This window comes from Nonomuraea sp. NPDC048881 (assembly GCF_040649795.1).
GTDB lineage: Bacteria > Actinomycetota > Actinomycetes > Streptosporangiales > Streptosporangiaceae > Nonomuraea.
On record NZ_JBEZGC010000003.1, the window covers coordinates 271,696 to 296,393 of the forward strand.

28 protein-coding genes are annotated in these 24,698 nt (G+C 73.1%); 9 read left to right on the plus strand and 19 right to left on the minus strand.

Going from position 1 to position 24,698, the window contains the following annotated elements:
• The first annotated feature begins 72 nt into the window (after positions 1-72).
• The gene (locus tag AB0C33_RS12105) at positions 73-1,032 is read left to right on the plus strand and encodes a Ppx/GppA phosphatase family protein (RefSeq protein ID WP_358286443.1); all 960 of its coding nucleotides are present in this window, start codon (positions 73-75) and stop codon (positions 1,030-1,032) included.
• Between the two features lie 58 nt (positions 1,033-1,090).
• Positions 1,091-1,468, plus strand: coding sequence for a hypothetical protein (locus tag AB0C33_RS12110; RefSeq protein WP_358286445.1), 378 nt, complete (start codon positions 1,091-1,093; stop codon positions 1,466-1,468).
• A 62-nt stretch (positions 1,469-1,530) separates the two neighbouring features.
• On the opposite strand, the gene AB0C33_RS12115 is transcribed toward AB0C33_RS12110, so the two are convergent.
• Together AB0C33_RS12115 and AB0C33_RS12120 are read right to left on the minus strand one after the other, a co-directional pair.
• Positions 1,531-1,962, minus strand: a complete 432-nt coding sequence (locus AB0C33_RS12115) for an ATP-binding protein (RefSeq protein ID WP_352350930.1) — start codon at positions 1,960-1,962, stop codon at positions 1,531-1,533.
• Between the two features lie 92 nt (positions 1,963-2,054).
• Complete coding sequence (locus AB0C33_RS12120; protein ID WP_358286447.1) at positions 2,055-2,603, minus strand: helix-turn-helix domain-containing protein; 549 nt, start codon at positions 2,601-2,603, stop codon at positions 2,055-2,057.
• 100 nt (positions 2,604-2,703) lie between these two features.
• Here AB0C33_RS12120 and AB0C33_RS12125 point away from each other — a divergent pair, with 100 nt between their 5' ends.
• Positions 2,704-4,278, plus strand: coding sequence for an MDR family MFS transporter (locus AB0C33_RS12125; RefSeq protein ID WP_358286449.1), 1,575 nt, complete (start codon positions 2,704-2,706; stop codon positions 4,276-4,278).
• On the opposite strand, the gene AB0C33_RS12130 is transcribed toward AB0C33_RS12125, so the two are convergent.
• Positions 4,259-4,579 (minus strand): STAS domain-containing protein, encoded by a 321-nt coding sequence (locus AB0C33_RS12130; protein WP_358286451.1) that lies wholly within the window; start codon positions 4,577-4,579, stop codon positions 4,259-4,261. The genes AB0C33_RS12125 and AB0C33_RS12130 overlap by 20 nt on opposite strands.
• Before the next feature lie 69 nt (positions 4,580-4,648).
• On the opposite strand from AB0C33_RS12130, the gene AB0C33_RS12135 reads away from it, so the two are divergent.
• Positions 4,649-5,587: a GNAT family N-acetyltransferase gene (locus AB0C33_RS12135; RefSeq protein WP_358286453.1), complete on the plus strand. Its 939-nt coding sequence runs from the start codon at positions 4,649-4,651 to the stop codon at positions 5,585-5,587.
• Positions 5,588-5,610: 23 nt separating this feature from the next.
• On the opposite strand, the gene AB0C33_RS12140 is transcribed toward AB0C33_RS12135, so the two are convergent.
• From AB0C33_RS12140 to AB0C33_RS12160, 5 genes are read right to left on the minus strand one after another with little or no spacing between them, the layout of a single operon-like run.
• Entirely contained in the window at positions 5,611-6,894 is a 1,284-nt protein-coding gene (locus tag AB0C33_RS12140) for an AAA family ATPase (protein WP_358286454.1), read from the minus strand.
• Positions 6,885-8,312, minus strand: coding sequence for a hypothetical protein (locus AB0C33_RS12145; RefSeq protein ID WP_358286456.1), 1,428 nt, complete (start codon positions 8,310-8,312; stop codon positions 6,885-6,887). The genes AB0C33_RS12140 and AB0C33_RS12145 overlap by 10 nt, the downstream gene beginning before the upstream one ends.
• Positions 8,309-9,439 (minus strand): hypothetical protein, encoded by a 1,131-nt coding sequence (locus AB0C33_RS12150; RefSeq protein WP_358286457.1) that lies wholly within the window; start codon positions 9,437-9,439, stop codon positions 8,309-8,311. The genes AB0C33_RS12145 and AB0C33_RS12150 overlap by 4 nt, the downstream gene beginning before the upstream one ends.
• Entirely contained in the window at positions 9,436-10,206 is a 771-nt protein-coding gene (locus AB0C33_RS12155) for a hypothetical protein (protein WP_358286459.1), read from the minus strand. Before AB0C33_RS12155 ends, AB0C33_RS12150 begins: the two co-directional genes overlap by 4 nt.
• A gap of 50 nt (positions 10,207-10,256) precedes the next feature.
• A complete protein-coding gene (locus AB0C33_RS12160) occupies positions 10,257-10,937 on the minus strand; it encodes a class I SAM-dependent methyltransferase (protein WP_358286461.1) in 681 nt (226 codons plus the stop codon).
• Positions 10,938-10,992: 55 nt separating this feature from the next.
• Between AB0C33_RS12160 and AB0C33_RS12165 the strand changes: the two genes are divergently transcribed.
• Entirely contained in the window at positions 10,993-11,412 is a 420-nt protein-coding gene (locus tag AB0C33_RS12165; RefSeq protein WP_358286463.1) for a hypothetical protein, read from the plus strand.
• Entirely contained in the window at positions 11,409-11,984 is a 576-nt protein-coding gene (locus AB0C33_RS12170) for a TetR/AcrR family transcriptional regulator (RefSeq protein ID WP_357975501.1), read from the plus strand. The genes AB0C33_RS12165 and AB0C33_RS12170 overlap by 4 nt, the downstream gene beginning before the upstream one ends.
• A 48-nt stretch (positions 11,985-12,032) precedes the next feature.
• On the opposite strand, the gene AB0C33_RS12175 is transcribed toward AB0C33_RS12170, so the two are convergent.
• The 5 genes from AB0C33_RS12175 to AB0C33_RS12195 form a co-directional block, all read right to left on the minus strand.
• The gene (locus AB0C33_RS12175) at positions 12,033-13,190 is read right to left on the minus strand and encodes a phosphotransferase family protein (RefSeq protein WP_358286465.1); all 1,158 of its coding nucleotides are present in this window, start codon (positions 13,188-13,190) and stop codon (positions 12,033-12,035) included.
• Positions 13,187-14,377 carry an acyl-CoA dehydrogenase family protein gene (locus AB0C33_RS12180; protein WP_358286467.1) on the minus strand — a complete coding sequence of 397 codons (1,191 nt, stop codon included), beginning with the start codon at positions 14,375-14,377 and terminating at the stop codon, positions 13,187-13,189. Before AB0C33_RS12180 ends, AB0C33_RS12175 begins: the two co-directional genes overlap by 4 nt.
• 9 nt (positions 14,378-14,386) lie before the next feature.
• Complete coding sequence (locus AB0C33_RS12185) at positions 14,387-15,178, minus strand: hypothetical protein (protein WP_358286468.1); 792 nt, start codon at positions 15,176-15,178, stop codon at positions 14,387-14,389.
• A gap of 2 nt (positions 15,179-15,180) precedes the next feature.
• Entirely contained in the window at positions 15,181-15,972 is a 792-nt protein-coding gene (locus AB0C33_RS12190; RefSeq protein WP_358286470.1) for a hypothetical protein, read from the minus strand.
• Positions 15,973-16,142: 170 nt separating this feature from the next.
• Positions 16,143-16,328 (minus strand): hypothetical protein, encoded by a 186-nt coding sequence (locus tag AB0C33_RS12195; RefSeq protein ID WP_352350903.1) that lies wholly within the window; start codon positions 16,326-16,328, stop codon positions 16,143-16,145.
• A 344-nt stretch (positions 16,329-16,672) separates the two neighbouring features.
• Here AB0C33_RS12195 and AB0C33_RS12200 point away from each other — a divergent pair, with 344 nt between their 5' ends.
• The gene (locus tag AB0C33_RS12200; protein WP_358286472.1) at positions 16,673-17,017 is read left to right on the plus strand and encodes a DUF6285 domain-containing protein; all 345 of its coding nucleotides are present in this window, start codon (positions 16,673-16,675) and stop codon (positions 17,015-17,017) included.
• 3 nt (positions 17,018-17,020) lie between these two features.
• Here AB0C33_RS12200 and mctP read toward each other — a convergent pair whose 3' ends face one another.
• The 4 genes from mctP to AB0C33_RS12220 all read right to left on the minus strand — a co-directional run bounded on the left by mctP (position 17,021) and on the right by AB0C33_RS12220 (position 20,231).
• The gene (mctP, locus tag AB0C33_RS12205) at positions 17,021-18,616 is read right to left on the minus strand and encodes a monocarboxylate uptake permease MctP (RefSeq protein ID WP_358286474.1); all 1,596 of its coding nucleotides are present in this window, start codon (positions 18,614-18,616) and stop codon (positions 17,021-17,023) included.
• Positions 18,613-18,825 (minus strand): DUF3311 domain-containing protein, encoded by a 213-nt coding sequence (locus tag AB0C33_RS12210; RefSeq protein WP_352329975.1) that lies wholly within the window; start codon positions 18,823-18,825, stop codon positions 18,613-18,615. The genes mctP and AB0C33_RS12210 overlap by 4 nt, the downstream gene beginning before the upstream one ends.
• Before the next feature lie 228 nt (positions 18,826-19,053).
• Complete coding sequence (locus AB0C33_RS12215) at positions 19,054-19,683, minus strand: carboxymuconolactone decarboxylase family protein (RefSeq protein ID WP_358286475.1); 630 nt, start codon at positions 19,681-19,683, stop codon at positions 19,054-19,056.
• Entirely contained in the window at positions 19,683-20,231 is a 549-nt protein-coding gene (locus AB0C33_RS12220) for a VOC family protein (protein WP_358286477.1), read from the minus strand. The genes AB0C33_RS12215 and AB0C33_RS12220 overlap by 1 nt, the downstream gene beginning before the upstream one ends.
• A gap of 78 nt (positions 20,232-20,309) precedes the next feature.
• Between AB0C33_RS12220 and AB0C33_RS12225 the strand changes: the two genes are divergently transcribed.
• The gene (locus AB0C33_RS12225; RefSeq protein WP_358286479.1) at positions 20,310-21,200 is read left to right on the plus strand and encodes an SDR family oxidoreductase; all 891 of its coding nucleotides are present in this window, start codon (positions 20,310-20,312) and stop codon (positions 21,198-21,200) included.
• A gap of 59 nt (positions 21,201-21,259) precedes the next feature.
• Here AB0C33_RS12225 and AB0C33_RS12230 read toward each other — a convergent pair whose 3' ends face one another.
• Complete coding sequence (locus tag AB0C33_RS12230; RefSeq protein WP_358286481.1) at positions 21,260-22,204, minus strand: WYL domain-containing protein; 945 nt, start codon at positions 22,202-22,204, stop codon at positions 21,260-21,262.
• Complete coding sequence (locus AB0C33_RS12235; RefSeq protein WP_358286482.1) at positions 22,186-23,799, minus strand: CocE/NonD family hydrolase; 1,614 nt, start codon at positions 23,797-23,799, stop codon at positions 22,186-22,188. Before AB0C33_RS12235 ends, AB0C33_RS12230 begins: the two co-directional genes overlap by 19 nt.
• Before the next feature lie 88 nt (positions 23,800-23,887).
• Here AB0C33_RS12235 and AB0C33_RS12240 point away from each other — a divergent pair, with 88 nt between their 5' ends.
• The gene (locus AB0C33_RS12240; protein WP_358286484.1) at positions 23,888-24,673 is read left to right on the plus strand and encodes an SGNH/GDSL hydrolase family protein; all 786 of its coding nucleotides are present in this window, start codon (positions 23,888-23,890) and stop codon (positions 24,671-24,673) included.
• Positions 24,674-24,698 lie beyond the last annotated feature (25 nt).

A 24,698-nucleotide genomic window follows, 5' to 3' on the forward strand; every position in this document is an offset into this window, starting at 1 on the left:
CCCGGGCCGCCCCGCTCGGCCGGGGGCAGAGCCGGCTTCGCCCGAAAAGCCGCAGACCGGTAGCGTTTTCCCATGCGACTAGGCGTGCTGGACATCGGCTCGAACACCGTCCATTTACTCGTCGTCGACGCCCACCGGGGCGCGCGGCCCATGCCCGCCTACTCCCACAAGGAAGAGCTGCGCCTCACCCAGTACCTGGGCGCGGACAACCGGCTCGCGCCCGAGGGCATCGAACGGCTCGGCGCGTTCGTCGAGGAGGCGGTGCGCCTGGCCGAGGACAAGGGGGTGGAGGACCTGCTGGCCTTCGCCACCTCGGCCGTGCGCGAGTCGGCCAACGGCGAGCAGGTGCTCGCCGAGATCGACGAGCGCTGCGGCGTGCACATCGCGGTGCTGTCCGGGCGCGACGAGGCCCGGCTGACGTTCCTCGCGGTGCGCCGGTGGTTCGGGTGGTCGTCCGGGCGGCTGCTGGCCTTCGACATCGGCGGCGGGTCGCTGGAGATCGCCGCCGGGGTGGACGAGGAGCCCGACGTCGCGGTGTCGCTGCCGCTCGGCGCCGGGCGGCTGACCCGCGACTGGTTCACCGGCGACCCGCCCTCCGCCGAGGAGGTGCGCAAGCTGCGCAAGCACGTCCGTACGGAGATCGCCCGCACGGTCGGCGACGTGGCCAGGTACGGCGAGCCCGACCGCGCCGTGGCCACCTCCAAGACCTTCAAGCAGCTCGCCAGGATCGCCGGCGCGCCGGCCTCCAGCGAGGGCCCGTACGTCTCGCGCGCGCTCTCCCGCGCCGACATGGCCTCCTGGGCGGCCAGGCTGACCGGCATGAGCTCCGCCGAGCGGGCCGAGCTGTCCGGGGTGTCCGAGGGCCGGGCCGCGCAACTGGCCGCCGGGGCGCTGGTGGCCGACGCGGCCATGGACCTGTTCGAGGTGGAGCGGCTGGAGGTCTGCCCGTGGGCGCTGCGCGAGGGCGTGATACTGCGCCGGCTCGACCTCCTGCCCGGACGGCTGGACCAGTCCACCGGGATCGCCGAGTAAGGCCGATATATCCCAAAAAATTGGCATAATTCGCTGGTGAGCGGGCACTTTTCGCCCAATGTTGACAGTCCTCGGTACGATCGGCTCCCTGGTGATCGTCTTCGTCCTCATCGTCCTGGCCGTCCTGGTCATCGCGGTGGTCGCGATGCTGGCGATGGGCGCGCTGGCCGGAACGATGGTCGATTGGCACACGTTGTGGCGGCGGCTGACCCGCCGAGGGGCACGGTTGACGCTGAAACTCAGCGCCCCCGAGGCGCCCGCGCGGCTGCGGGCCAAGCTGAGCGGCGGCACGCCCCTGGTGAGCCGCCGTCTCCGGCTGGCGCCCGTGATCCGCGGGGGCGACCGGCGTCCCGACGTGAGCCGTCCCGGCCGGAGCGCCCGCCTACGCAGGCATTCCGGCCTCACCACGACCGCCGTCTCCGGCAACGAACACTGAGAAACGAGAAGTGAAAAGGGCCGGGCCGCCGCTGACGCGGCGGCCCGGCCCCGGTGTGCGGGTCACCTGGCGATGAGATGCTGTCCCGCCGCCCCGGGGGTGAAGCGCAGCTTCTTCTCCAGGCAGACCATCGCCCCGTTCTCGCGCACGTTGGTGAACCGGATGTCGTCGGCGAGCGCGCGCATGATCTGCAGTCCGCGGCCGTGCTCGGCCCCCGGGCCGGGTTCGATCACCTTGTTCGGATCGAAACCGCCCCCCGTGTCGACGACCTTGATGACGCACAGGTCGTCGTGCACGCAGGCGCTGACGGTGTAGTCGTCGCTGGGCGTCGCGTGCTTGACCACGTTCGCGCACGCCTCGGTCAGCATCAACTCGATGTCGTCGCGAATCTGGGCCTCGACGCCGAGCGACCGCAGCGTGCCGTCCAGCATCTGCCTGATCAGCGGGACGCTCGCCGCATCCCTGGGCAGTCGGAGCGCTATCGTCGCCTCCACTGCGTCTCCTCCCGTCTGGATGCGTGCGAGCCTTCTGCCCCGGATCCCGCGCGCCAATCGTCCGTCGCGCCGCCGAAGCGCCACAGAGGTCGCTACTGCTCCACGAGCCGCAGCGCCACCTCCATGCACGCCTTGTCGATCTCCTCCTCGGTCAGCCCCTCGCCGGCCATCGACAGCCACTTGCCCGCGTGCAGCGCGAACAGCGCCAGCGAGCGGCTGATGCGCTCGGTGGGCGTGGCGCCGGGGTCGCTCATCTCGGCGGTGAGCTCCATCATCGTGTCGCGCATCTTGGCGAGCTGGGGGTGGTTGCGCATCGCCGTCTGGTTGCTCTCCAGGAAGCGGGCGACGGCCAGGTAGCGGGGCTGGCGCAGCCGTTCGGCGTAGCGTTCGAGCAGCTCGCGGCGGGTCTCGGGGGTCTTCTGCGCGTTCCTGGCCCACTCCAGCAGCTCCTGCAGCTCGGCGACCCGGAGGTCGACCAGGCTGCCGATGATGTCCTCCTTGGTCTTGAAGTGGTAGTACAGCGCGGCCTTGGTCACGCCCAGCTCTTCCGCGATCTCGCGCAGCGAGGTCGCCTCGTAACCCTGCTCCGTGAAGAGTTTCAGCGCGATCTCCTGGATCCGCGCCCGCGTGTCTTCCCGCACTTTGCACCTTGATTTCGACTTGACGGTCGGCAAGTAAGTATCTAGCTTATTCTAAGCTTGCCGGTCGGCAAGTAAGCAAGATCACAACTGGGGGTGTGCAGTGGCGGAGGCAGTCGGACGGCGCCGCGAGGTCATGGTCGTCCTGCCGGGCCTGATGCTGGCCATGGTGCTGGCCATGCTGGACAACATGATCGTGGGCACGGCCATGCCGCGCATCGTGGGCGAGTTAGGGGGCCTGACCCATCTGTCGTGGGTGGTGACCGCCTACGTCCTGGGCACGACGGTCTCGACGCCGATCTGGGGCAAGATCGGCGACCTGTACGGCCGCAAGACCATCTTCATCACCTCGGTCGTCATCTTCATGATCGGCTCCGCGCTGTGCGGCATGGCCGGCTCCTCCATGCTGGGCGGCCCGGCCGACGGCATGACCGAGCTGATCGCCTTCCGCGCGATCCAGGGCCTCGGCGCCGGCGGTCTCATGGTCAACGTCATGGCCATCATCGGCGACCTGGTGCCGCCCCGCGAGCGCGGCCAGTACCAGGGCATCATGGCCGGCGTCATGTCGCTGGCGATGATCGCCGGCCCGCTGGTCGGCGGCTTCATCACCGACCACCTCGACTGGCGCTGGGCCTTCTACGTGAACCTGCCGGTCGGCGCGGTCGCGCTGGTCCTGCTCGTGCTCAACCTCCACCTGCCGCGCACGCACAACAAGGTGCGCATCGACTGGGCGGGCGCGGTCCTGCTGTCGGTCAGCATCACCGCGATGGTGCTCATCACCACCTGGGGCGGCAACGAGTACACCTGGGGCTCCTGGCAGATCCTCACCCTGATCGCGGTCGCCGTGGTCTTCCTGGCCGGCTTCATCGTGGTCGAGCGCCGCGTGGCCGAGCCCATCATGCCGCTGCAGCTGTTCCGCAACCGCAACTTCACCCTGATCTCGGGCATCGGCTTCCTGCTCGGCTTCGCCATGTTCGGCGCGATCAACTTCCTGCCGCTGTTCCAGCAGACCGTCCAGGGCGCCACGGCGACGAACTCCGGCCTGCTGCTGCTGCCCATGATGGCCGCGGCCATGGTCGTGTCGCTGTTCGTCGGCAAGGCCATCACCAGCACCGGCAAGTACAAGATCTACCCGATCGTCGGCGGCGTCGGCATGGCCGCCGGCATGTGGCTGCTGTCCACGATGGGCGTCGACACGGCCTCCTGGCAGACCGGCCTCTACATCGCCGTGCTCGGCCTCGGCATGGGCTTCCTCATGCAGACCACCATGCTCATCGCGCAGAACAGCGTCGAGCAGAAGGACCTCGGCGTCTCCAGCAGCGCCACCACGTTCTTCCGGTCGATCGGCGGCTCGTTCGGCGTCTCGCTGTTCGGCGCGATCTTCAACAACCACTACCTGTCGGAGCTGACCGGCCGGTTCGGCGCCCAGGCGGCCGAGCGCATGACCTCGGGCGGCGGCGCCAGGATGGACCCCAAGCAGCTCGAACAGCTCCCCGTGCAGATGCGCACCGGGATCCTGGAGTCGCTGGCGACCTCGATCTCCGGCGTGTTCTGGTGGGCCATCGCCTTCGCCGTCGTGGTGCCGCTGCTGGCGGCCTTCATCAAGGAGATCCCGCTGCGCGGCGGCGCTCCCGCGGAGGCGGCCCCGCAGGAGGCGGTCAGCCCGGCGGCAGGCTGAACAGCCGGTCGATCGCCGTCAGCTGGAACAGGCTGCGCAGATAGGGCGTCAGCGCCACCACCCGCACCACGGCGCCGGCGTCCGCGGCCCGCAGCTGGAGGCGGACGAGCCCGGCCAGGCCGGAGGAGTCGACGAAGGTCAGCCGGGACAGGTCGACGTCGATCGCGGTGCAGCCCGCGGGGACGGGGAGGTCGCCCAGCCGGCTGACGGACTCGTAGTCGAGGTCGCCGGACAGGGCGAGCGCGACGGTCGTCGCGCCGGGGGTGGCGACCTCGATGTGTAGCGGCTTCCTGTCGACCACCCGGCCAGCCTAGCCACCCCGGGAAAATTGGGAGGCGCCGGGGTGGGCGAAGTGTGCACAATCCTCCCCATGCACATCTTGCGCCGCCCCCGGGTCGACGACGCCGCGGCCATCCACGAGCTGGTCGCGGCCTACGACACCGACGTCATCGGCTCGCCCGACATGACGCTCGACGACATCGCCGACGAGCTGGCCGAGCCGGGCTTCGACCTCGACAGGGACGGCTGGCTGGCCCACGACGAGACCGGCCGCCTGACCGGTTGGGCCTGGGCCTGCCGCGTGGGCGACAGCGACCTGGTCAACATCGAGGTCATCACCCGCCCCGGCCTGCCCGGCCTGGACGACCTGCGGCAGGAGCTGTGGCGCACGGTCACCGCCCGCGCCCGCGAGCTCGGCGCCGAGCGCGGCCACGACGGCGTCACCCTCGACATCGGCATCTACCGCGCCGACCAGGACAAGCAGTCCTACGCCAAGGAGCAGGGCTTCGAGCCCGGCACCAGCTTCCACCGCATGCGCGCCGACCACACGGCCCCCGTCGAGGCGCCCGCCCCGCTGCCCGGCCTCACCCTGCACACGGGCGAGGACGAGGAGACCCGCCGCGCCGCGCACGAGGTGCACCAGATCGGCTTCGCCGAGCACTTCGGCTTCATCTCGGTCGACTACGACCACTGGTACGAGCGCCGCCAGGCCATGAGCGTCACCGACTGGAGCCAGCTCACCCTGGCCAGGATCGACGGGGAGCCCGCCGGCGTGCTGATCGGCAACAACCAGTTCGTCCCCGACGAAGACTGCGGCTACGTCGCCACGCTCGCCGTGCACCCGCGCTTCCGCGGCCGGGGCCTGGGCCGCTTCCTGCTCCGGCACGCCTTCGCCGCCGACGCCTCCAGAGGCCGCAAGGGCACGATCCTGCACGTGGACAGCAACAACACCACCCCCGCCCTGGGCCTGTACGAGTCGGCGGGCATGCGCCGCGTGCTGGCCATCGACGTCTGGCGGCGCCGCCTCTGACGCCGTCCCGTCACCGGCTCCCGCTAGACCCGGTGGCGGGCCAGGTGCTCCAGCACCGACTGGTTGGCCTCCCAGCCGTCGGGGAACTTCACCGGCACCCCGAGCTGCACCGGCTCGGCCGACGGGTGGGCGTCCAGCAGCTCGGCGATGCCCGCCCGCGCCACCATCACGCAGGCGTGCCGGTGGCGGGAGGCCAGCACGCACAGCCGCCCCGACTCCAGGTGGAAGGCGGTGGCGTCGCGGCGGCCCGACAGCGGGTGCAGCACGATCGTCACGTCGTACTCGCGGCCCTGGAGGCGGTTGGCGGTGTCCACGGTGATCTCCGGCGGCAGCCCGGCGTTCCTGATCGCGGCCACCTGGTCGCGGTGGGCCGCCCCGACCGCGATCCGGTCGGCGGTCACCGGCCGCTCGCCCTGCTCGGAGGCGGCCACGGCGCCGCGCTGCAGCAGCCGCGCCGCCAGCAGCGCCACGGCCTGCACGGCCTCGCCGTCGGTGCGCACGGTGTGCCGTTCGGGCAGCTCCAGCAGCGCCCACCCCGACCGGGCGGCCTCCTCCAGCGCGCGGTCGTGCACGGTGCCCATGCCGCCCGCGGTCAGTTCGAGCCGCCGGTCGCCCGCCGAGGTGCCCGACCGGAACCCGGTGAACGGGTAGAACGCCTTCGACACCACCGGCGCGGCCGAGGCGGGCAGCCGCCAGGACACCGGCAGCCGATGGACCGGCAGCTCCGGGTTGTGCCGCAGCAGCACCGCCACCGCGCTCTGCAACGGGTCCCACGACAACCCCGACCAGCGGTCGCCGTCGACGATCGAGAAGGGGTCGAGCTGCCCGGGGTCGCCGACGAACAGCGCCCGCTCGAACAGCCCCGCGATGCGCAGCAGCTTGTCCGAGCGCATCTGGTACGCCTCGTCCACGATCGCCCACGGCCACACCCGGCCGGAGATCCACGCCCACTTGTCGGCCGTGGCGATGACGATGTCGGGGTCGCCGAGGTCCTGGATCCTGGTGCCGATCGTGACGCCGGCCAGCTCCAGCATGCGCGGGTGGGGCACGTACCCGCCGGCCGACAGCCGTCCGACCTTCAGGTGCGGGTGTTTGTCGGAGATGCGGGCCACCAGGTCGTCGACCTGCTCGTTCGTCTGGGCGACGATCATCAGCGGCTCGCCGGTGGCGGCGATGTGCGCGGCGGCCCGCACGACCAGCGTGGACTTGCCGGCGCCCGGCGGGGAGTCGACCACGACGCCGCGGTTCCTGGGCAGGTCGGCCAGGACGTTCGCGATCACCTGCTCCGGGCTCTCGCTCACGACCATTCCTCCTGGGCGTCCTCGTCGTCGGGGATGTACTCCTGCGGCGGCCCGCCGTGCGTCCAAGGCGTGGCCTCGGCCTCGGGCAGCGCCGGCGAGCCCTGGAAGTCGTCGGTCAGCGAGGTGTAGCAGACCCGCTCGCCGATCTCCGGCACGGCGCCGGGGGCGGGCGTCTTCCCCCGGCCCATGCCCTTGGTGATCTTCAGGGTGATCAGCCCGCCGTGCGCCTCCACCAGCTCGGCGCCCTGGCCGCGGCGCTGCGGGGTGCCGAGCGCGGCCCCGGGCGGCAGGCGTACCGGGTCGTCGGTCTTCAGCACCACCAGCGGACGCAGCTTGCGCGAGCGGCCCTCGCCCTCGACGTTGTCGGGGACGGTCTCGACCACCTCGCCGGCGAACGCCTCGCCGGTCAGCCGGTACTCGGCCATCACCAGCGGGTCGTCGTAGGCGCGCTGCACGTCGTAGGCGGCCTGGGCACGTTCCATGCGGGCCAGCTTGGCCGCGGCCGCCACCGCGCCGTCGCGCCTGGCCTGCGGCGGCGCGCCCTCGGCGATGTGGGCGGCCATGGCGCTGAACGAGCCGCGGTCCTGCTCCCAGCGCTGGGCCACGCTCGCGCCCGGCTCCAGCCCGGCCAGCAGGTCGAGCGCCTGCCACATCAGCCGCCAGGTGGGTTCGAGCTGGGTGCGCAGCGCCTCGGCGACCCGCTCGGGCGACTCGCTGTCGATGGCCGGTGCGAGCACCTCGGCGTCGAAGCCCGGATCGGTCGCGGGCCCGGCGGGCGGCCAGATCAGCGGGTCCTCGGCGTCGTCGGAAGGTCCCTGGGTGATCCAGGACAGCAGCGCGGCCAGGTTGGCGTCCTCCAGCGCGCTCTGCCCGCTGGCCCAGTGGCGGCCCAGCTCCTCCGTGGCGGCCAGCGTCAGCGACGATCCCGGGTAGGCCGCCCTCTCCGCGAAGTACGTCAGCCACCGCCCCAGCAGCGGCACCTCGGGCGGCACCGGGTAGGGCCCGTCGGGCCTGCGGAAGCGCGTGGAGCGGCCGAGCAGCCTGGTGAAGCCGACGCCCGCCTGGTTCGGCAGGACGAGCTGCGGCGCGTCGAGCGCCCGCTCGTAGGGGTCTGCGTTCTTGCGCTCCACCGTCTCGGTGTCGGCGGTGAACCCCTCGACGTACGGCAGCAGCACCCCGGCCAGCTCGGCGGCCCAGGCGAAGCGCAGCTCGCGGTTGCGCGGCTGGGTGACGACGAGCAGGCGCGGCCGGTCGCGGTCGGTGCCGAGCATGGCGGCCAGCGGCGCGGCGGCCTCGCCCGACAGCTTGAGCGGGATGAACACCATCGGCCGCGCGCCCACGTGGCAGTGGCGGACCGTGGCGACGGGCTGGGCGATGCCCTCCCGCAGGGCGCGCAGCCGGGCGAGCGAGGTGAGCAGGCTCAACTGAGGCACTCCCTGCGCAGGCGTTCGGCGTTGCGGAGCAGGCCGGCGATCTCCTCCTGGCCGTCGGCCGGGTCGCGCAGGCCGTCGGCCAGGCCCAGCGCCTCGGCGACCGAGGCGACCCCGCCCAGCTCGTCGCGCACCTGGCGGCCGAGCAGGTCGGAGGCGCCCTCCTGGCGGGCCTCGTCGCGGCAGAAGAAGCACAGGTCGCACGCCGACAGGCAGTCGGGCGCGTAGCGGGCGGTGGTCCTGCGCAGCGCGTCGGCCAGCTCGGCCGCCGGACGGGTGGGCCGGCCGTCCTCGCCGGGCCGCAGGTCGAAGCTGAGGTCCTCGGGCAGCGCGGCGAGCAGCCGGTCCAGGCCGGTCATCCGGGTGAGCTGACGGCGCAGCACGGCCAGCTGCCTGCGCACGTCGACCAGGGTCGCCACCGGCCGGTTGGCGAAGTTCTCGGGGCACACCAGCACCACGTCGTGGGAGACGGTGAGCGGGTCGTGCCCCAGCTCCGCCAGCATCGTGCGCAGCGCCAGCACGTAGACGGCGGCCTGGCGGGCGGCGGCGGCCACCGCGGCCGGCTCGGCCTGCCCGTCGACCACCGCGAACGACTTGATCTCCACCACGTGGAAGCGCCCGCCGAGCTGGAAGGCCACCACGTCGGGTTCGAGGAACGCGGTGTGGCCGGCGATCTCCAGGCTGAGCAGCGGGTGGTCGAACAGCGTGCCGGCGTCCTGGTCGCCGCGCGCCGCCCGGTCGAACAGGGCGCGGGTGTGGGTGTGGCGCAGGTGGGCGCCGACGTTCTCCACGTCGTGGTAGGCCACCTCGGCGACCGGCAGGTCCAGCACCTCGCGCAGCAGGCGCAGCAGCTCGGCGCAGCCGTCGGCCTTGACCAGCGCCTCGAACGCGTTCCCGCGGGTGATCGCGAACGGCGACTGGCCGAACGGCGCCGGGAAGCCCAGGTGGCGGGCGGCGGCGTCCTTGTCGACGCCGGCGCCGTCCATGAGGGCCCGGCGGGTGCAGCCGGGGTTGGCGGCCAGGGCCGCGATCGCTCTGGCGTCGTGCGGCTTGGGCGGCGTCGTGCCGCGCAGCGCGTCGAGCCGGTGGGCCGGGCCGTCCTCGCGTCTCAAGCCGCTCACGTCGCTGTCTCCTCCTTGATCGTGCCCAGCGTAGCGGCGCCGAAGAGCCTGGCCACGTCACCGAGCTGGGATGTGGCGCGTCGTGCCAGCTCGGCGCGGTCGCGCGTGTCGCGTTCTGCGTGCACCGCCAGCTCGGCCCTGGCCGCCTCGGCGATCCGCCGGCGGTCGGGCGGCCCGAGGTCGGTGGCCGTGGCGCCGGGCACGTTCCTGGCCATCCGCGCCAGTAAGCGCAGGGCCCGCTCGTCCTCGCCGTCGTGCGAGGCCACCGCGATGGCGCAGGTCAGGAAGTCGACGCGGGGGCTGAGCGGGCCGACCACCCGCCGCTCCAGCGGCCAGGTGCTGAGCGTCAGCAGGCCGCGGGCGGGGGAGAGGCGGTCGGTCAGCGCCGCGCACAGGTAGTACGGCCTGCCGTGCGGCGTGGACCGGAACGAGCGCTCCTCGTCGCGGCGCAGGCTGGTGAGCTGGGCGCTGCGGATGGTGCCGGCGAAGAACGCGCCGCTGACCGCCACCACCAGGCGCGGCTGCGCGGCGGCACCGAGCAGCGCGAGCGCCTGGTGGACCTGCTCGCGCACGGTGACCAGCCGGGGCCCCTCCGCCCTGGCGCGCGGCTGCTCGCCGCTCACCAGGGCGTCCCAGGCGCGCTCGGCGGCGCGCAGCTCGGCGCGCAGGACGCGGGCCGTCGCGCCGTCCCTGACGCGCATGGCCTTGCGCACGCCGGCCCGGAGCCCGTCGATCCGCCGCTCCAGCTCGTCCAGCGGGTCACTCATGGCGCGAGGGTATCAACAGTTCCAGTATTTCCCAGTATTTACACCGAAATCTACGATGTAAAGGGGCGGGCCAGGAACCACATGCGGTCCTCGGTGACGAACCGCTCCAGCCGCAGCCCCTCGGCGGCCAGGGCGTCGGCCAGCTCGTCGTCGGTCATGCGCCGCGAGGTGAACGACTGGGTCCAGACCCGGTCGCCGTGCTCGTAGCGCATGGTCGCGGCGAACACGCCGGGGGAGATCTCCTCGACCTCCGCCAGGGTGATCGTGACGTCGCCGTCCTTCCTGCCCGAGCCGGCCCGCCAGCCGTCGTGCCGCTCGGCCGTCATCCACTGGACGAGCACCGCCCCGCCCGGCTTGACATGCCGCGCGCACGCCGCCAGGAAGGATCGCCTGACCTCCACGTCGACGACGTTGACGAGCTGGGAGGCCAGCGTGACGGTGTCGAAGCGCCGGTCGAGCCGCAGGTCCTGGAGCCGCGCGTGCACGGTCTCGGCCCCGCGCACGTGCGCCAGCATCTCGGTGGACTCGTCCACGGCCACGACCTGTAACCCGGCCTCGACGAGCGCGTGGGTGACCCTGCCGACGCCGGCGCCGAGCTCCAGGACGGACCCGCCCGGCGGGGTCTCCTGGATGACGACGTCGGCGTCTCGGCCGGGCTGGAGGAGGGTGTAGAACTCGACCGGGGATCCGTCGGGGGTGATGGCGCCTGGGCCTGTGCCGGTGTTCTTCATGCCCAAAAACCTAACCGCCGCGTGAGCCGTCCGTGAGCGGGGGACGATGGCCTCTGTGACCGGTGAGGTACGAGTTCTGATCGGCGTCGGCGTGGGCCTGGCCGCCGTTCCCCCCGTCTACTACCTGACCGAGGCGGGCGCCAGAGCGCTGCGGGCCGGGCAGGCGGCCTTCGCCCCGGCCCCCGCCGGGGTGGGCTTGCTGGCGGCGGCGGCCCTGATCGTCGCGGTGCTGGCCGCCTGGCCCGCCGCGGCGCTGGCCTGCGGGGTGCCGCTGGCGGTGGCGGGCGTGCTGTTCGCCCTCGACCTGCGGGCCGCGATCGGCCTGGCGGGCGCGCTGCCCGGCCTGTGGGAGCCGCCGTGGGCCGAGCCGCCCGGCACCCTCGCAGGGGCGACCGGCCTGTACGCCTACACCGGCGCGTTACTGGTCTTCTCGGCGCTGCTGCCGCGTCGTCTGCGATCTATCCTGAGCAGATGAGCAGACGGGACCCCGACCGGCGCAGGGCGCTGCTCGACGCCGCCGACCGGGCCATCCTGGCCGAGGGCCCCGAGGTGTCGATGGCGGCCATCGCCGCCGAGGCCGGCATCACCAAACCCGTCCTCTACCGCCACTTCGGCGACAAGAGCGGCCTGTACCAGGCGCTGGCCGACCGCCACGTGCGCACGGTCATCGCCCAGCTCCGCCCGCAGTTCGCCGGGCCCGGCACCGACCTGCGGGCCCGTGCCCGCGCCGCCATCGGCGTCTATCTCGACCTGATCTCGGCCAACCTCGACCTCTACCGCTTCCTGTTCCACCGGGCCAGCGCCGAGGACACCCGCATCCGCTCCCACATGACCTCGCTCGTGCGCGGCCTGGGCGAGGAGCTGGGCCGGGTGCTGGCCGACGAGCGGGTGGTGGCCGACCCGGTGCGGGCGCAGGTGCTCGGCCACGCGTTCGTCGGCATGGTGCAGACGACGGGCGACTGGTGGCTGGAGCATCCGGAGGTCGACCGATCGCAGGTGGTGGAGGGGCTGGTGGACGTGATCGCGGCGGCCGTCGCCGGGGGCTGAGGGCTCCGGCGGGCCGACCGGCGGGCGGCCGTGTCAGGTCAGGTCAGGTCAGGTCAGCAGGCCGAGCAGGTCCCACTCGTTCTGGCAGGCGCGGCGGCCGAGGGCGGCCAGCTCCACCGAGGAGGCGCCGCCGCGCAGGTGCCGCATGGTCTGCATGACGCAGATGATCCCCCACTTCAGCACCCCGAACGTCTCCCACCAGCACAGCGCGTCCAGGTCGACGGGCCGGCCGCCGGCCTCCTCGTAGGCGGCGGTCAGCTCGTCGTAGCCGCCGAACCCGCCCACGGGCAGCGGCGAGCCGAACCGCCACGCCTTGACGCACAGCCAGCCCAGGTCCTCCAGCGGGTCGCCGGCGTGGGCCAGCTCCCAGTCGAGCACGGCCCTGACGCCCTCCGGGCCGACGATCAGGTTGCCGTTGCGGAAGTCGCCGTGCACGACGCTCGCCGGGACGGCGGGCGGCCGATCGGCCTCCAGCCTGCGCAGGGCCAGCTCGAACACCGGGTGCGGCTGGCCGGTCAGGTCGAGCACGTCACGCCAGAAGCGCAGCGGGTCGGCGGGCACGGCCTGCGGCGCGGTCGCGGGTTCGGGTCCGGTCTCGGGTTCGGTCGCCGGTCCGGTCTCGGGTTCGGTCGCGGGTCCGGTCTCGGGCAGGCAGGACAGCGGCATGCGGTGGATGGCCGCCAGCGCCCGCCCGCACTGGGCGGCCAGTTTCGGCCTGGCCTCCCGGTACGCCTCGTCCCGCAGGATCCGGCGCGGGATGGTCTCGCCGGGGACCCGGCTCATCAGGACGTACGGCCCGGCGGGCGGCCGGGCGGGCGGCGGGGCGGGCGGTTCGGCCAGCGGTCGCGCGGGCGGCCCAGGGGGCCGGCCGGTGGGCGAGTCGGTGGGTGGGCCGGTGGGTGGGCCGGTGGGTGGGCCGGCGGGCGGTCCGGTGGGCGGTCCGGCGGCGGCCACGACGTGCGGGACAGGGACCCCGGCGTCGGCCGCCGCCCGCATCAGCCGCGCCTCCTCGGCCAGCCCCGTCCCCGCCTCCAGGGCGGCCCCCGGCCTGTCAAGCCGGAGCACCAGCTCGTGCCGGTCGCCGCCGGGGACGACCACGTCCAGGGCCCAGGTCTCCCTGGAGGCCCCGCCGGGCAGCCTGACCGCGTACGGGACGGCCGCGTCCGGGCCGTACACCTCGCGGACGATCGTCTCGACCCGGTTCATCGGGGGCCGAACTCCCAGGCGCCGCCGGCCGCGTACGCGCCCAGGAGGCGGCGGCCGACCGCGTCGACGTGCACCTCGTCGGGGCCGTCGTAGACGCGCGCGGCGCGGGCGTGCCGGTACATGCGGTCCAGCGGCGTGTCGGGGGTCAGGCCGGCCGCGCCGTACACCTGGACGGCCCGGTCGATGACGTTGTGCAGCATGCGCGCCCCCACCACCTTGATCGCGCCGATCTCGACGCGGGCCTGCGAGCCGGCGTCCACGGCCTCGGCGGCCTGGAGCGTGAGCAGGCGGGCGGCCTGGATCTCGGTGTAGGAGTCGAACACGTGCTGCCGCATGAGCTGTTTGGCCGCCAGCGGCTCGCCGAAGGCGGTGCGCGCGTGCAGCCGCCGGCACATCAGGTCGAAGGCCCGCTGCGCCTGCCCGAGCCAGCGCATGCAGTGGAAGATCCGGCCGGGCCCGAGACGCCGCTGGGCGATGACGAAGCCGTGCCCGCGCTCGCCCAGCAGGTTCGCGGCCGGCACCCGCACGTCCTCGTAGCGCACCTCGCAGTGCGCGCCGCCGAGACCCAGCACGGGGGTCTCGCGCACGATCGTGTAGCCGGGCGTGTCCGTCGGCACGAGGATCATGGAGAAGGCCCGGTGGGGCGGCGCGTCCCGTTCGGTCCGGCACATCACGGTCGTGTACGCCGCCACCGACGCGCCCGTTGTGAACCACTTGTGCCCGTTGATCACCCATTCGTCGCCGTCGAGCACGGCGGAGGTGGTGAGCTGGGTGGGGTCGCTGCTGGAGACCTCCGGCTCGGTCATCGCGAAGCTGGGCGAGATGTCGCCGCGCACCAGCGGCTCCAGGTAGCGCTCGCGCTGCTCGGGGGAGGCGTGCTCGTGCAGCATGAGCGAGTCCTGCAGGGTGAACGTGCCGAGGGCGAGCTGCCCGTACTCGCTGCGGCCCTGGACCTCGTTGACGTAGACGTAGTCGAGGAACGGCAGCCCGCCGCCGCCCAGCTCGCGCGGGTGGCCGAGGGCCCACAGGCCCTCCTTCCTGGCCTCGTCCCGCAGCCCGGCCATGGTGGCGGCGGCTTGCGGCCCGCCCTCGTGCAGCACCTCCTCGGCCGGTTCGACGCGCTCGGTCATGAACGCGCGCACGGCGTCGCGGATCGGCCGGACGTGCTCGGGTACGGCGAAGCTCATGGGGTGATCTCAACCGAAATCCGTTGCGCGGTCAACGGTCGGCGCGCCCGCGCGGCAGCACCGATCGAAGTCGAACCGCTCGGCGCAGGCCCGCTCCCACAGCCGGGCGGTGTCGCCGCAGGCGCGCGGGAAGACCAGCCGCGCGATCACCAGCGCGACCACCGCCCGCGCCCCGGCCAGGTAGAGCGCCGAGGCCGCGCTCTGGACGTGCGCGCCGGAGACGAACAGGTCGTCCACCAGCAACACCCGCGCGCCGTCGACGCGGCCCAGCACCTGGAAGGCCCGCTCGTCCGAACGCCGCCGCGCGAGGTTCTCGGCCGCCTGCGCCGACCCCGCCATCAGCACGGGACGGTGCAGCCCGCGCAGGTCGCCCACCATGTCCACGATCCGCGGCATCGGGCCGAAGACCTCGATGGGCCGGTCGAGCCGGGTGCCGGGCAGCGTGGTGACCATCGTGAAGGGGCCGCCGGCCAGCCGGGTCAGGCAGGTCGCGTGGGCCCGGTGGAAACGCGCCACGGTGGCGGCCAGGAAGGGCACCCGGCGCACGCTGCCCGGCGGGTCCCTGCGGCGGGTCACGATCGCGTGCAGCTGGGCGCCGTCGCCGTCGCGCACGCACAGCGAGACCGGCACGACGTGCTCGGTGTGGCGGTACAGGCCCTGGGTGGTGACCGCGCAGGTGACGCAGAGCCCGGACGGCCCGCCGGTGCCGGTGTGGCAGATCCGGCAGACGCCGGGGCCGGCGGCCGGGACGTTGCGGAAGATCTGCAGGTACGCCTCGGTCACCGCGCGGGCGTCGCCCATGGTCAGAAGACGGTCGTCAGCCGGGTCACATCTACAAGATTGACCGCCTGGCGCGCCAGCTCGTCAATGCCCGCTACGACAGTGACTCCTCCCCGGTAGGCCAGCCGGGGCGTCCAGGGCAGGCCGGGCGCGGCGAAGACGTGCTTGCCCTGGGACAGCGCCATCGCCGCCCGCTCGCCGTCGCCGTCGCCGGTGACGTAGAGCGCGGCGGCCAGCCCGCTGGTCACCAGCCCGGTCACCGCCCGCGTCCGGGCCGTCGCGGCCGTGCCCGGCCAGAACGGCGACACCGCCACGACGGCCGTCGGCTGACCGTCGTCCGGGCCGACCACGATCGCGCGGCCGCCGGCCGTCGCCGCCGCACCGGCGGTGCGCGGCGCGTCGCACACGACGGTCAGGCCGGCCGCGGCCAGCGCGCGGGCCGCGGCGCGGGCGCCGGGGGCGTCGCCGGTGACCGCCACCGACCGGTGGTCGCCGGTCCCCAGCCGGCCGCGCACCCACAGGAACGGCTGGAGGTTGTGGGCGCAGGCCAGGTTGCCCGGATAGCCGTCGTCGAGCACGGTCACCAGCGCGGCGGGGCAGGCGGCGATGAGCGCCTCGGCCCGGCCGAGGTCGCCCGGCCGCAGCCGCGCGCAGACCCGCGCGGCGTGCGCCCTGTCATGCTCGCCGAGCCCGCCGAGGTCGCCGCGGGCCAGTCGCAGCGCGCTGCCCCGGGCCTCCACGACCCGCGCGGTGTGGTGCCACGGCCCGGCGGTGGCCCTGGTCAGGGCGAGCACCGCGGCCTGCTCCTCGGTCACCGACATCACCCACCGTCCGGTTGGACCGACCGTACGCGTGCCCACCGACAGAACCGGCTCCCGTCGTGCCGCCCGCGGCCGCCCGGCCCGCGCGGACGCGCCGCGGCACGGGAAAGGGCCCGGCGGCCGCAGGGCATCCGCGGCCGCCGGGCCCTTCGGAGGGGACGGGGTCAGGCCGCGTTCTCCTCGGCCTTGCGGGGCAGGACCTCCAGCTCGAACGCGCCCGACCTGACCGCCTCCAGGAAGTGCTGCCAGTCGCGGCGCGGGATCTCCAGGACGACGTCCGGGGAGGAGTCGTGGATGAGCTCCACGTGGTCGTTGATGCGGCAGGCCTTGACGCGTACGTCGTCGTTCATGCTGCGCTCCCTCGGGTGTTGACTGCGGCTGAGCGGCCCGGGAGGCCGGGGGCCGGGAGCTGCGCCGGGCGACTTTCCCAGCCGTCCGGGCCGTCCGCGTGACCCCGGAGGGCCGGGCCGCTCGGGAAGCGTGCCATCGTCGCGCGGGGGCCCGCCACCGCCGGTACGGGCGGCTCGGTAGAGACACGCCGATCGTGGGCGGAGGTCTGTCGTCCCAGGGGTGGAGAAAGGTCATCCGTGGGCCGGGGGCCTTGACAGGCAGGGCGGTGATCCATATGCCTGGGCTCACGACTGGCCGTGCGCGGGCGTACGGCTCCGGAGCCGAGGTGACGGGAGTGCCGCCGATGGCGCAGCCCCATGACGTGCCCACCGCCGCGCAGCTCGTCGCGGCCGTCCGCGGGTTCCTGCGGGACGACGTGCTGCCCGCGGTCGAGGGGCGGGTGCGTTTCCACACGCGGGTGGCGATCAACGTGCTCGCCATGGTCGAACGGGAGATGGAGCTGGGCCAGGACCAGGCCGCCGAGCACGCCGCGCGGCTGGCGGCGCTGGGCGTGGCCGACGACGCCGAGCTGGCCGCCGCCGTCCGCGCGGGCCGCTTCGACGGCGACGACGCGCTCACCACCGCCCTGGTCCAGGCCGTCCGGGCCAAGCTGGAGGTGGCCGATCCCGGCTACCTCCAGCGGCCGTGAGCGTCAGTGGGAGCCGGCCAGGTCCAGGTCCTTGACGTCCGGGTCGCCCTCATCGGCGAAGTAGTCGCCGCGCCGGGTGGCGTCCGCGCCGTCGGCCACCTTGGCCGCCCGGAAGATCAGCGTGGCGACCGCGGCCACGACCAGGTTGACGATCAGCGCGAGGAAGCCCGCGTAGAGGGTCATCTTGGTGTCCAGGCCCAGGTTCGACAGGCCGAAGGCCGAGCCGCCGAAGTGCTCCTTGCCCTTGGCCGGGTTGGGGATGAGGTAGAGCATCCACATGCCCGCCGCCAGGCCCGCGGCCCAGCCGGCCATCAGGCCGCCCTTGTGGAACCAGCGGGTGTACAGGCCGAGCGCCACTGACGGCAGCGTCTGCAGGATGATCACGCCGCCGATGAGCTGCAGGTCGATCGAGAACTGCGGGTCGAGCAGCAGGATGCACAGCACCGCGCCCACCTTGACCACCAGCGAGACGACCTTGGAGACGTTGGCCTCCTGGGCGTCGGTGGCCTGCTTGTTGATGTACTCGCGGTAGATGTTGCGGGTGAACAGGTTCGCCGCCGCGATCGACATGATCGCCGCCGGCACCAGCGCGCCGATGCCGATGGCCGCGAACGCCACGCCGGCGAACCAGTCGGGGAAGAGCTGGTCGAACAGGTTCGGCACGATCGTGTTCGGGTCGCCGCCGACCGGCTTGGTGCCGGCCGCGATGGCCATGAAGCCCAGCAGCGCGATCAGGCCGAGCACGAAGCTGTAGGCGGGCAGCGCCGACATGTTGCGCTTGATGACGTTGCGGTTCTTGGAGGCCAGCACGCCGGTGAGGCTGTGCGGGTAGAGGAACAGCGCCAGGGCCGAGCCGAAGGCCAGCGTGACGTACTGGAGCTGGTTGGCGCCGTTGAGCAGGATGCCGTCGCCCGGCGCGGGGGTCTTGTCGAACTTGGCCTGCGCCATGTCGAAGATGTTGCCCCAGCCGCCCAGCTTGGCCGGGATGTAGATGACCGCGGCCAGGATCACGATGTAGATCAGCGCGTCCTTGACGAAGGCGATCAGCGCGGGCGCCCGCAGGCCCGACTGGTAGGTGTAGGCCGCCAGGATCGCGAAGGCGATGATGATCGGCAGGTGCCCGGTGATGCCCATCGACTTCAGCACGGCCTCGATGCCGACGAGCTGCAGCGCGATGTACGGCATCGTGGCCACCAGCCCGGTGATGGCGATCAGCAGCGCCAGCGTCGGCGACCCGAACCGGGCCCGGACGAAGTCGGCGGGCGTGACGAACCCGTGCACGTGCGAGACCGACCACATCCGGGCCAGCACCAGGAACACCAGCGGGTAGACCACCACGGTGTAGGGCAGCGCGTAGAAGCCGAGCGCGCCGGAGCTGAACACCAGCGCGGGCACGGCCACGAACGTGTAGGCGGTGTAGAGGTCGCCGCCGACCAGGAACCAGGTGACCCAGGAGCCGAAGCTGCGGCCGCCGAGGCCCCACTCGTTGAGGCTGGCCAGGTCGGTGGGCCGCCGCCAGCGGGCCGCCACGAAGCCCATGCCGCTGACCAGGACGAACAGCAGCCCGAAGACGACCAGCTCGGTCACGTGCCCGCTCATTTGGTCATCCTGTAGACGATCGTGGTGCAGCCGACGCCGACCACGATGAAGGCGAGCTGCAGCCAGTAGAACAGCGGGAAGCCGAGCAGGCGCGGCTCGTCGGAGTTGAACAGGAACGTCAGCAGCGGCAGCACGATCGGCACGACCAGCAGCCAGTTCCACGGGCTGCGGTCGGTACGCGGCGGCTGCCCGGATTCCCCGGTAGTCATCGGCCCTCCGATTGGGGGATCAGGAGCGGCGTGTTGACCGGCTCCTGACAACGTCGTCAATGGAGGGAGATTAGCTTTCCGGGGGTATTAAACCCAATGTCCGGAACATTACGGTTTGGCCTAAATGTCGAGATGAAATCTCAATATGTGAGACCAAGCCACCCCTCGCCAACGGCACGTTAAGTCGCTCGCGCGCCGCGCGGAACCGGGCGATCGGCGAATGGTCGGCTACTCGCGACGAACGGTCACTTCGTCGGCGATGTCGCGCGTCCCGTACCCCTCGGGGGCGGGCACCTCGGTGATCGGGTCGGGGCGGTCGTCGAACTCCAGCCGCAGCGCCCGCGCCATGGTGGCGTGCATCTCGTACAGGCAGACGATGTAGGTCAGCTCCAGGATCTGCTCGTCGGGCAGGTGGGCGCGCAGCACGGCGAACACCTCGTCGTGCACCCGGCCGCCGTCGAGCACCAGGCCGTCGGTGTAGGCCAGCACCGCCCGCTCCAGCTCGCCGAACCGGTCGCTGACCTGCCAGGAGGCCACCGCCCGCACCTTCTCCTCGGACACGCCGAGCGCCCTGAGCTGCTTGCAGTGCTGGGAGTAGACGAACTGGCTCTGCCGCGCCCAGCCCGCCCTGGTCTGCCCCAGCTCGCGCAGCACCGGGTCCAGCCGTGACTCCCGGTAGATCTGGAAGCCCTTGACGCAGTGGCGGAAGATCTTGGGGTCGAGGGCGAAGACCGTCCACCAGTCGCCCGGCGAGCCGGTCGCGGTCCCCGTGCCGTCGGGGGACAGCAGCCGGTCGTGGAAGAACCGGACGACGGGGTCGGTCACTTCCTCGGGCGGCACCCGCCGCAGCCGCGGCATCAGACGGTCCGGTCGGCGGCGGTCCTGGGCTCGTGCCGGACGTCGCCCGGCTGCCCGACCGGCCGCGTCCAGGCGGCGAACTCCACCAGGATCCCGTCGGGGTCCTTGAAGTAGATGGACCGGACGAAGACGCCCTCGTGCATCGCGGGCGCCACGCCGAACTCGCTGTCGTCGTGGTTGAGCAGCACGCCCACGTCGATGCCCTTGGCCACCAGCCGGTCGCGGTACTCCTCGATGCGCTCGGGCGGCACGTCGAAGGCGATGTGGTTCATCGAGCCGACCGCCGACAGCAGCTCGCCCCGGTCCGGCAGGTTCTTCGGCGCCGAGACCCCCGGCACGCCCTCGGGCGCGTCGGGGAACCAGAAGAAGGCCAGCGCGTTGCCGCCGCCACAGTCGAAGAAGAAGTGCTGGCCCCAGCCCAGGGGCAGCTCGATCGTCTTGATCAGCGGCATGCCCAGCACGCCGGAGTAGAAGTCGACGGTCTGCTTCATGTCCGAGCAGACCAGGGCGATGTGGTTGACCCCGCGGAGCTCGAATTCGCTGTTCATGGTAATCAACTACTTATCACAGCGTTCCTGCGGAAAACATGACAGGAGGTGGCGGGTATCCGGGCCACGATCGTGCCCGTGATTGTTGTGGTGGCGGGCGCGACCCGCGGAACGGGACGAGGAATGGCGGTCGCCCTGGGGGCGGCCGGAGCGACGGTCTACTGCGCCGGACGGAGCACGCGCGAGCGCCGTTCGGAGATGAACCGTCCGGAGACGATCGAGGAGACCGCCGAGCTGGTGAGCGCGGCCGGCGGGACGGGCATCGCGGTCCCCGTCGACTTCCTGGACCCGGCGGCGGTGGCCGGGCTGGCCGCCCGCGTCGAACGGGAACAGGCCCGCCTGGACGTGCTGGTCAACGACGTGTGGGGCGGCGACCACCTGTGGAAGTGGGAGACCCCCGTCTGGGAGCAGGACCTGGACGACGGGCTGCGCCTGCTCAGGCTGGCCGTCGACACCCACCTCATCAGCGCCCGCCACCTGCTGCCGCTGCTGATCCGGCACGAGGGCGGCCTGGTCGTGGAGGTCACCGACGGCACCTGGGAGTTCCACCGGACCCGCTACCGCGAGAACGTCTACTTCGACCTGGCCAAGCTGTCGGTCAACCGGCTGGCCTTCGCCTGGTCCCACGAGCTGCGCCCGTACGGCGGGACGGCGGTGGCCGTCACGCCCGGGTTCCTGCGCTCGGAGACGATGCTGGACGGCTTCGGCGTCACCGAGGAGAACTGGCGCGAGGCGAAGGCGGACAGCGCGTGGATGGTCTCCGAGACCCCCGCCTACGCCGGTCGTGGCGTGGCCGCCCTCGCCCAGGACCCCGACCGGCGCCGGTGGTCGGGGTCCTCGGTGTCCAGCGGCGAGCTGGCCGAGGCGTACGGCGTCACCGACGTGGACGGCAGCCGGCCGCAGGTGTGGCGCTACATCGCCGAGGTCATGGAGAAGGGCGGCGACGGCGGCTGGGAGGACTACCGCTGACACCCGCCGCGCGGCCGGGCCGTTCTCAAAGCAGGTGGAGCCCGGTCACGCGGGCGTCCTCAGCGCCGGTAGAGCTCGGCCATGCGGGCGGCGGCGTCGGCGACCTGGGCGCGCAGCTCCTCCGGCGCCAGCACCTCGGCCTCCGGGCCGAACCGCAGCACCTGGGTGAAGGCCACCCGCGTCGACTCCACGGCCAGCCGCACGGTCCCGTCCGGCTGGAGCGAGGCCAGCGCGTCGTCCAGAGCGGCCGGGTCGGCGACGTACCGCAGCATGCGCCGGCCGGCCGGGGTCAGCCGCAACGTGATCACGTCCCTGAGCAGGGAGCGGCTGAACTCGGCCGCCTGCCCGGCCCAGAACGCGGCCAGGTCGAAGTCCGCGTCCCGCTCGAAACGCGGCTCGCGCGCGCGGACGTCCCCCATGCGGTCCACCCGGAAGATCAGGAACCGCTCGCGCAGGCGGGCCACCAGGTACCAGGCGCCCGCCTTCAGCACCAGCCCGTACGGCTCCAGCTCCCGCGTGCGCTCCTTGTAGACCACCGTGACCGGCAGGTCGTTCCACACGGCCCTGGCCAGCGGGGCCAGCGCCGGGGGCGGCGGCGCGTCGGCGGCGTACCAGCCGGGCGCGTCCAGGTGGAAACGCTGCGCGGCCGTGGCGGGCGCGTCGCGCAGCGAGGGCGACAGCGCCGCGGCGGCCTTGAGCCGGGCCGTCGCGGCCACCTCCTGCAACCCCATCTCGCGCAGCGCCGCGGGCACCCCCGACAGGAACAGCGCCTCGGCCTCGGCCCGGTCCAGCCCGGTCAGCCGGGTGCGGTAGCCGTCCAGCAGCCGGTAGCCGCCGCCGCGCCCGCGGTCGGCGTAGACCGGCACGCCCGCCTCCGACAGCGCCAGCACGTCGCGGTGCACCGTGCGCTCGGAGACCTCCAGCTCCCTGGCCAGCTCGGCCGCCGTCATCCCGCCCCTGGCCTGCAGCAGCAGGACCAGCGACATCAGCCGCGCGGCGCGCACAGCGGCAGCACCACGGCCGAGGGGCGGGCGGGGGAGTGGAACACCTCGACGTCGGCCGGCACCATCGGGCCGCCGGGCGCGCCCACCGGCTCGCCGGTGCCCGGGTTGCGGGCGATCGTCGGGTACGCGCCGGCCGCCACGTGCACCCGGATCCGGTGGTCGCGGCGGAACCGGTGGCCGATCGGCCACAACTCCACCCGTACCCGGCGCACACCGTCGCCGTTCCCTTCACCGTTCCCGTCATCGGCGGTGGGCGGGCCCAGCCGGCGCACCCCCTCGCACAGGTTGAGCGAGCGCCCGTCGGGGTGCACGTCGCAGACCCGGACCACGACGTCCACGTACGGCGTGCTGGACCGGACGTAGACGTCGGCGTGCACCGGGCCGATCATCTCCACGTCGGCCTCCAGCGCCGCGGAGCTGTAGACCAGCACGTCGCGCCGGGCCTCCAGGCGCCGCTGGTCACGCGGCCTGGAGTCGGCCAGCAGCACGGGCCCGCCGATCGCCGGCGTCGGATGGGCGGGGTGGTAGCGGAACCGGTCGGACCCGGCCTCCTCGGGCTCGCGCGGGTCCAGCCCGCCGCCCGGCCGCAGGTGCCAGCGCTGCTCCCGCACGCCCGGCACCGGCCAGTCGGGGTAGTCGCGCCACTCGCCGGCCCCCGTGACGTAGAGCCGCACCGGGTCCGTCCGCAGGCCGGACGGGTCGTCCATGAGGTGGGCGCGGAACCAGGCCAGCGCCTCGGCCTTCGAGGGCCTCCCGTGCCGGGAGTCGACGTGGTACCAGGGCCCGATCGTCAGGTACGGCCGCCGCCCGGCCGCCCGCATCGCCGCGTAGTCCTTGAGCTGCCAGGGCAGGAAGACGTCGTACCAGCCGCCGAGCATGGTGACCGCCGCCTCCACCTCGCCGACCTTGAGCGAGAAGTCGCGCTTGTGCCAGTACGGCACGGCCGGGTCGGCGTGGTGGGCCAGCAGGTCGCGGAAGAACCGCAGCGGCCGCCCCGCCGAGGCCACGTCCAGCTCGGCCACCGGCCGCCCCGACAACACGGCCCGGCGGGTCACCCTGGGGGCGGTCAGCATCGCGGCCCCGCCGACGAAGCGGCGCGTCATGGTGTCGGTCAGCGTGGTCCAGCTCAGCGTCGACTCCAGCGCGAACGCGCCGCCCACGTAGGCGGCGTCCCTGAACTGGGAGGCGGTGATCTGCGTGGCCATGGCCTTGAGCTCGGGCCCGGCCTCGGCGGCGACGGCCCACTGGGCGTAGCCGAGGTAGGAGGGGCCGAACATGGCGAACGAGCCGCCGTACCAGGGCTGTTCGCGCAGCCAGGCGATGGTGGCCAGGCCGTCGTCGTGCTCGTCGCCGAGCGGGTCGAGGCTGCCGCCGGAGCCGAAGCCGCCCCGGCAGCTCTGGATCAGCACGTGGAAGCCGTTCCTGGCGAAGCCGCGGCCGTACATCCAGCCGAACAGGCCGCGCCGGCCGTACGGCGAACGGATCAGCACCGCCGGGCCCGGCCGCCCATGAGCCGGGGCGTAGTGGTCGGCCAGCAGCGTCACACCGTCGGGCATCGGGACGGGGATGTCCCGCCGGAGCCGCACGCGTCTCATGTCCTAACCAGTAACAGATCGGGCGGGACGGGTGGTAGCCGGGGTTACGGTCGCGTAGGGACAAAGGTCCTTGGGAAACTATCCGGTCATGGGACGAATCACTTCGTATGTCGCCCTAGGGGACAGTTTCACCGAAGGACTTGAGGACCCGGCCGACCACGGTTTCCGCGGCTGGGCCGACCGGCTGGCCGAGCACATCGAGGCCGACCGCCGCCAGGCCGGGGAGCCCGGACTGCGGTACGCCAACCTCGCCGTCCGCGGCCGGCTGATCGAGCAGATCGTGTCGGAGCAGGTGCCGAAGGCGGTCGAGCTCGGCGCCGACCTGGTCTCGCTGTGCGCCGGGGGCAACGACATCCTGCGGCCGGGCAGCGGACCGGCGTCCGTGGCCAGGCGGCTGGAGGAGGGCGTCAGGACGCTCACCGAGGCGGGCAGCCGGGTGCTCATGTTCACCGGCTTCGACCTGCGGCACGTGCCGGTGATGCGGCTGGCCCACTCCAAGATCGAGGTCTACAACCTGCACATCCACGACATCGCCCGCCGCTACGACGCGCTGCTGGTGGACCTGTGGCCGATGCCGGTCCTGCGCGACCCGCGCGCCTGGAACGCCGACCGCCTGCACCTCAGCCCCGACGGCCACCGCCGGGTGGCGCTGCGGGCCGCCGAGGTGCTCGGCGTGCCGGTGGCGGAGGACTGGCGCGAGGCGTACCCGGCCAGGCGGCCGCCGGTCTGGACGGCCGCCCGCCGCGAGGACCTGCGCTGGGCCAGGACCTACCTCGGCCCGTGGATCGGCAGGCGCATCAACCGGCGCTCCTCGGGCGACGGCGTCGCGCCCAAGCGCCCCGACCTCGCCCCGCTGCCGACCGCCGGCCGCTGACCCCGCTCCCGGCCCCGGCCCGCTT

Excerpts from the sequence above, each read along its gene's own strand:
- AB0C33_RS12105 (WP_358286443.1), top strand. The coding sequence starts at position 73 with ATGCGACTAGGCGTGCTGGACATCGGCTCGAACACCGTCCATTTACTC.
- AB0C33_RS12110 (WP_358286445.1), top strand. The coding sequence starts at position 1,091 with ATGTTGACAGTCCTCGGTACGATCGGCTCCCTGGTGATCGTCTTCGTC.
- AB0C33_RS12135 (WP_358286453.1), top strand. The coding sequence starts at position 4,649 with ATGCACATCTTGCGCCGCCCCCGGGTCGACGACGCCGCGGCCATCCAC.
- AB0C33_RS12140 (WP_358286454.1), bottom strand. The coding sequence starts at position 6,894 with ATGGTCGTGAGCGAGAGCCCGGAGCAGGTGATCGCGAACGTCCTGGCC.
- AB0C33_RS12155 (WP_358286459.1), bottom strand. The coding sequence starts at position 10,206 with ATGAGTGACCCGCTGGACGAGCTGGAGCGGCGGATCGACGGGCTCCGG.
- AB0C33_RS12160 (WP_358286461.1), bottom strand. The coding sequence starts at position 10,937 with ATGAAGAACACCGGCACAGGCCCAGGCGCCATCACCCCCGACGGATCC.
- AB0C33_RS12170 (WP_357975501.1), top strand. The coding sequence starts at position 11,409 with ATGAGCAGACGGGACCCCGACCGGCGCAGGGCGCTGCTCGACGCCGCC.
- AB0C33_RS12175 (WP_358286465.1), bottom strand. The coding sequence starts at position 13,190 with ATGAACCGGGTCGAGACGATCGTCCGCGAGGTGTACGGCCCGGACGCG.
- AB0C33_RS12180 (WP_358286467.1), bottom strand. The coding sequence starts at position 14,377 with ATGAGCTTCGCCGTACCCGAGCACGTCCGGCCGATCCGCGACGCCGTG.
- AB0C33_RS12185 (WP_358286468.1), bottom strand. The coding sequence starts at position 15,178 with ATGGGCGACGCCCGCGCGGTGACCGAGGCGTACCTGCAGATCTTCCGC.
- AB0C33_RS12195 (WP_352350903.1), bottom strand. The coding sequence starts at position 16,328 with ATGAACGACGACGTACGCGTCAAGGCCTGCCGCATCAACGACCACGTG.
- AB0C33_RS12200 (WP_358286472.1), top strand. The coding sequence starts at position 16,673 with ATGGCGCAGCCCCATGACGTGCCCACCGCCGCGCAGCTCGTCGCGGCC.
- mctP (WP_358286474.1), bottom strand. The coding sequence starts at position 18,616 with ATGAGCGGGCACGTGACCGAGCTGGTCGTCTTCGGGCTGCTGTTCGTC.
- AB0C33_RS12210 (WP_352329975.1), bottom strand. The coding sequence starts at position 18,825 with ATGACTACCGGGGAATCCGGGCAGCCGCCGCGTACCGACCGCAGCCCG.
- AB0C33_RS12215 (WP_358286475.1), bottom strand. The coding sequence starts at position 19,683 with ATGCCGCGGCTGCGGCGGGTGCCGCCCGAGGAAGTGACCGACCCCGTC.
- AB0C33_RS12220 (WP_358286477.1), bottom strand. The coding sequence starts at position 20,231 with ATGAACAGCGAATTCGAGCTCCGCGGGGTCAACCACATCGCCCTGGTC.
- AB0C33_RS12235 (WP_358286482.1), bottom strand. The coding sequence starts at position 23,799 with ATGAGACGCGTGCGGCTCCGGCGGGACATCCCCGTCCCGATGCCCGAC.
- AB0C33_RS12240 (WP_358286484.1), top strand. The coding sequence starts at position 23,888 with ATGGGACGAATCACTTCGTATGTCGCCCTAGGGGACAGTTTCACCGAA.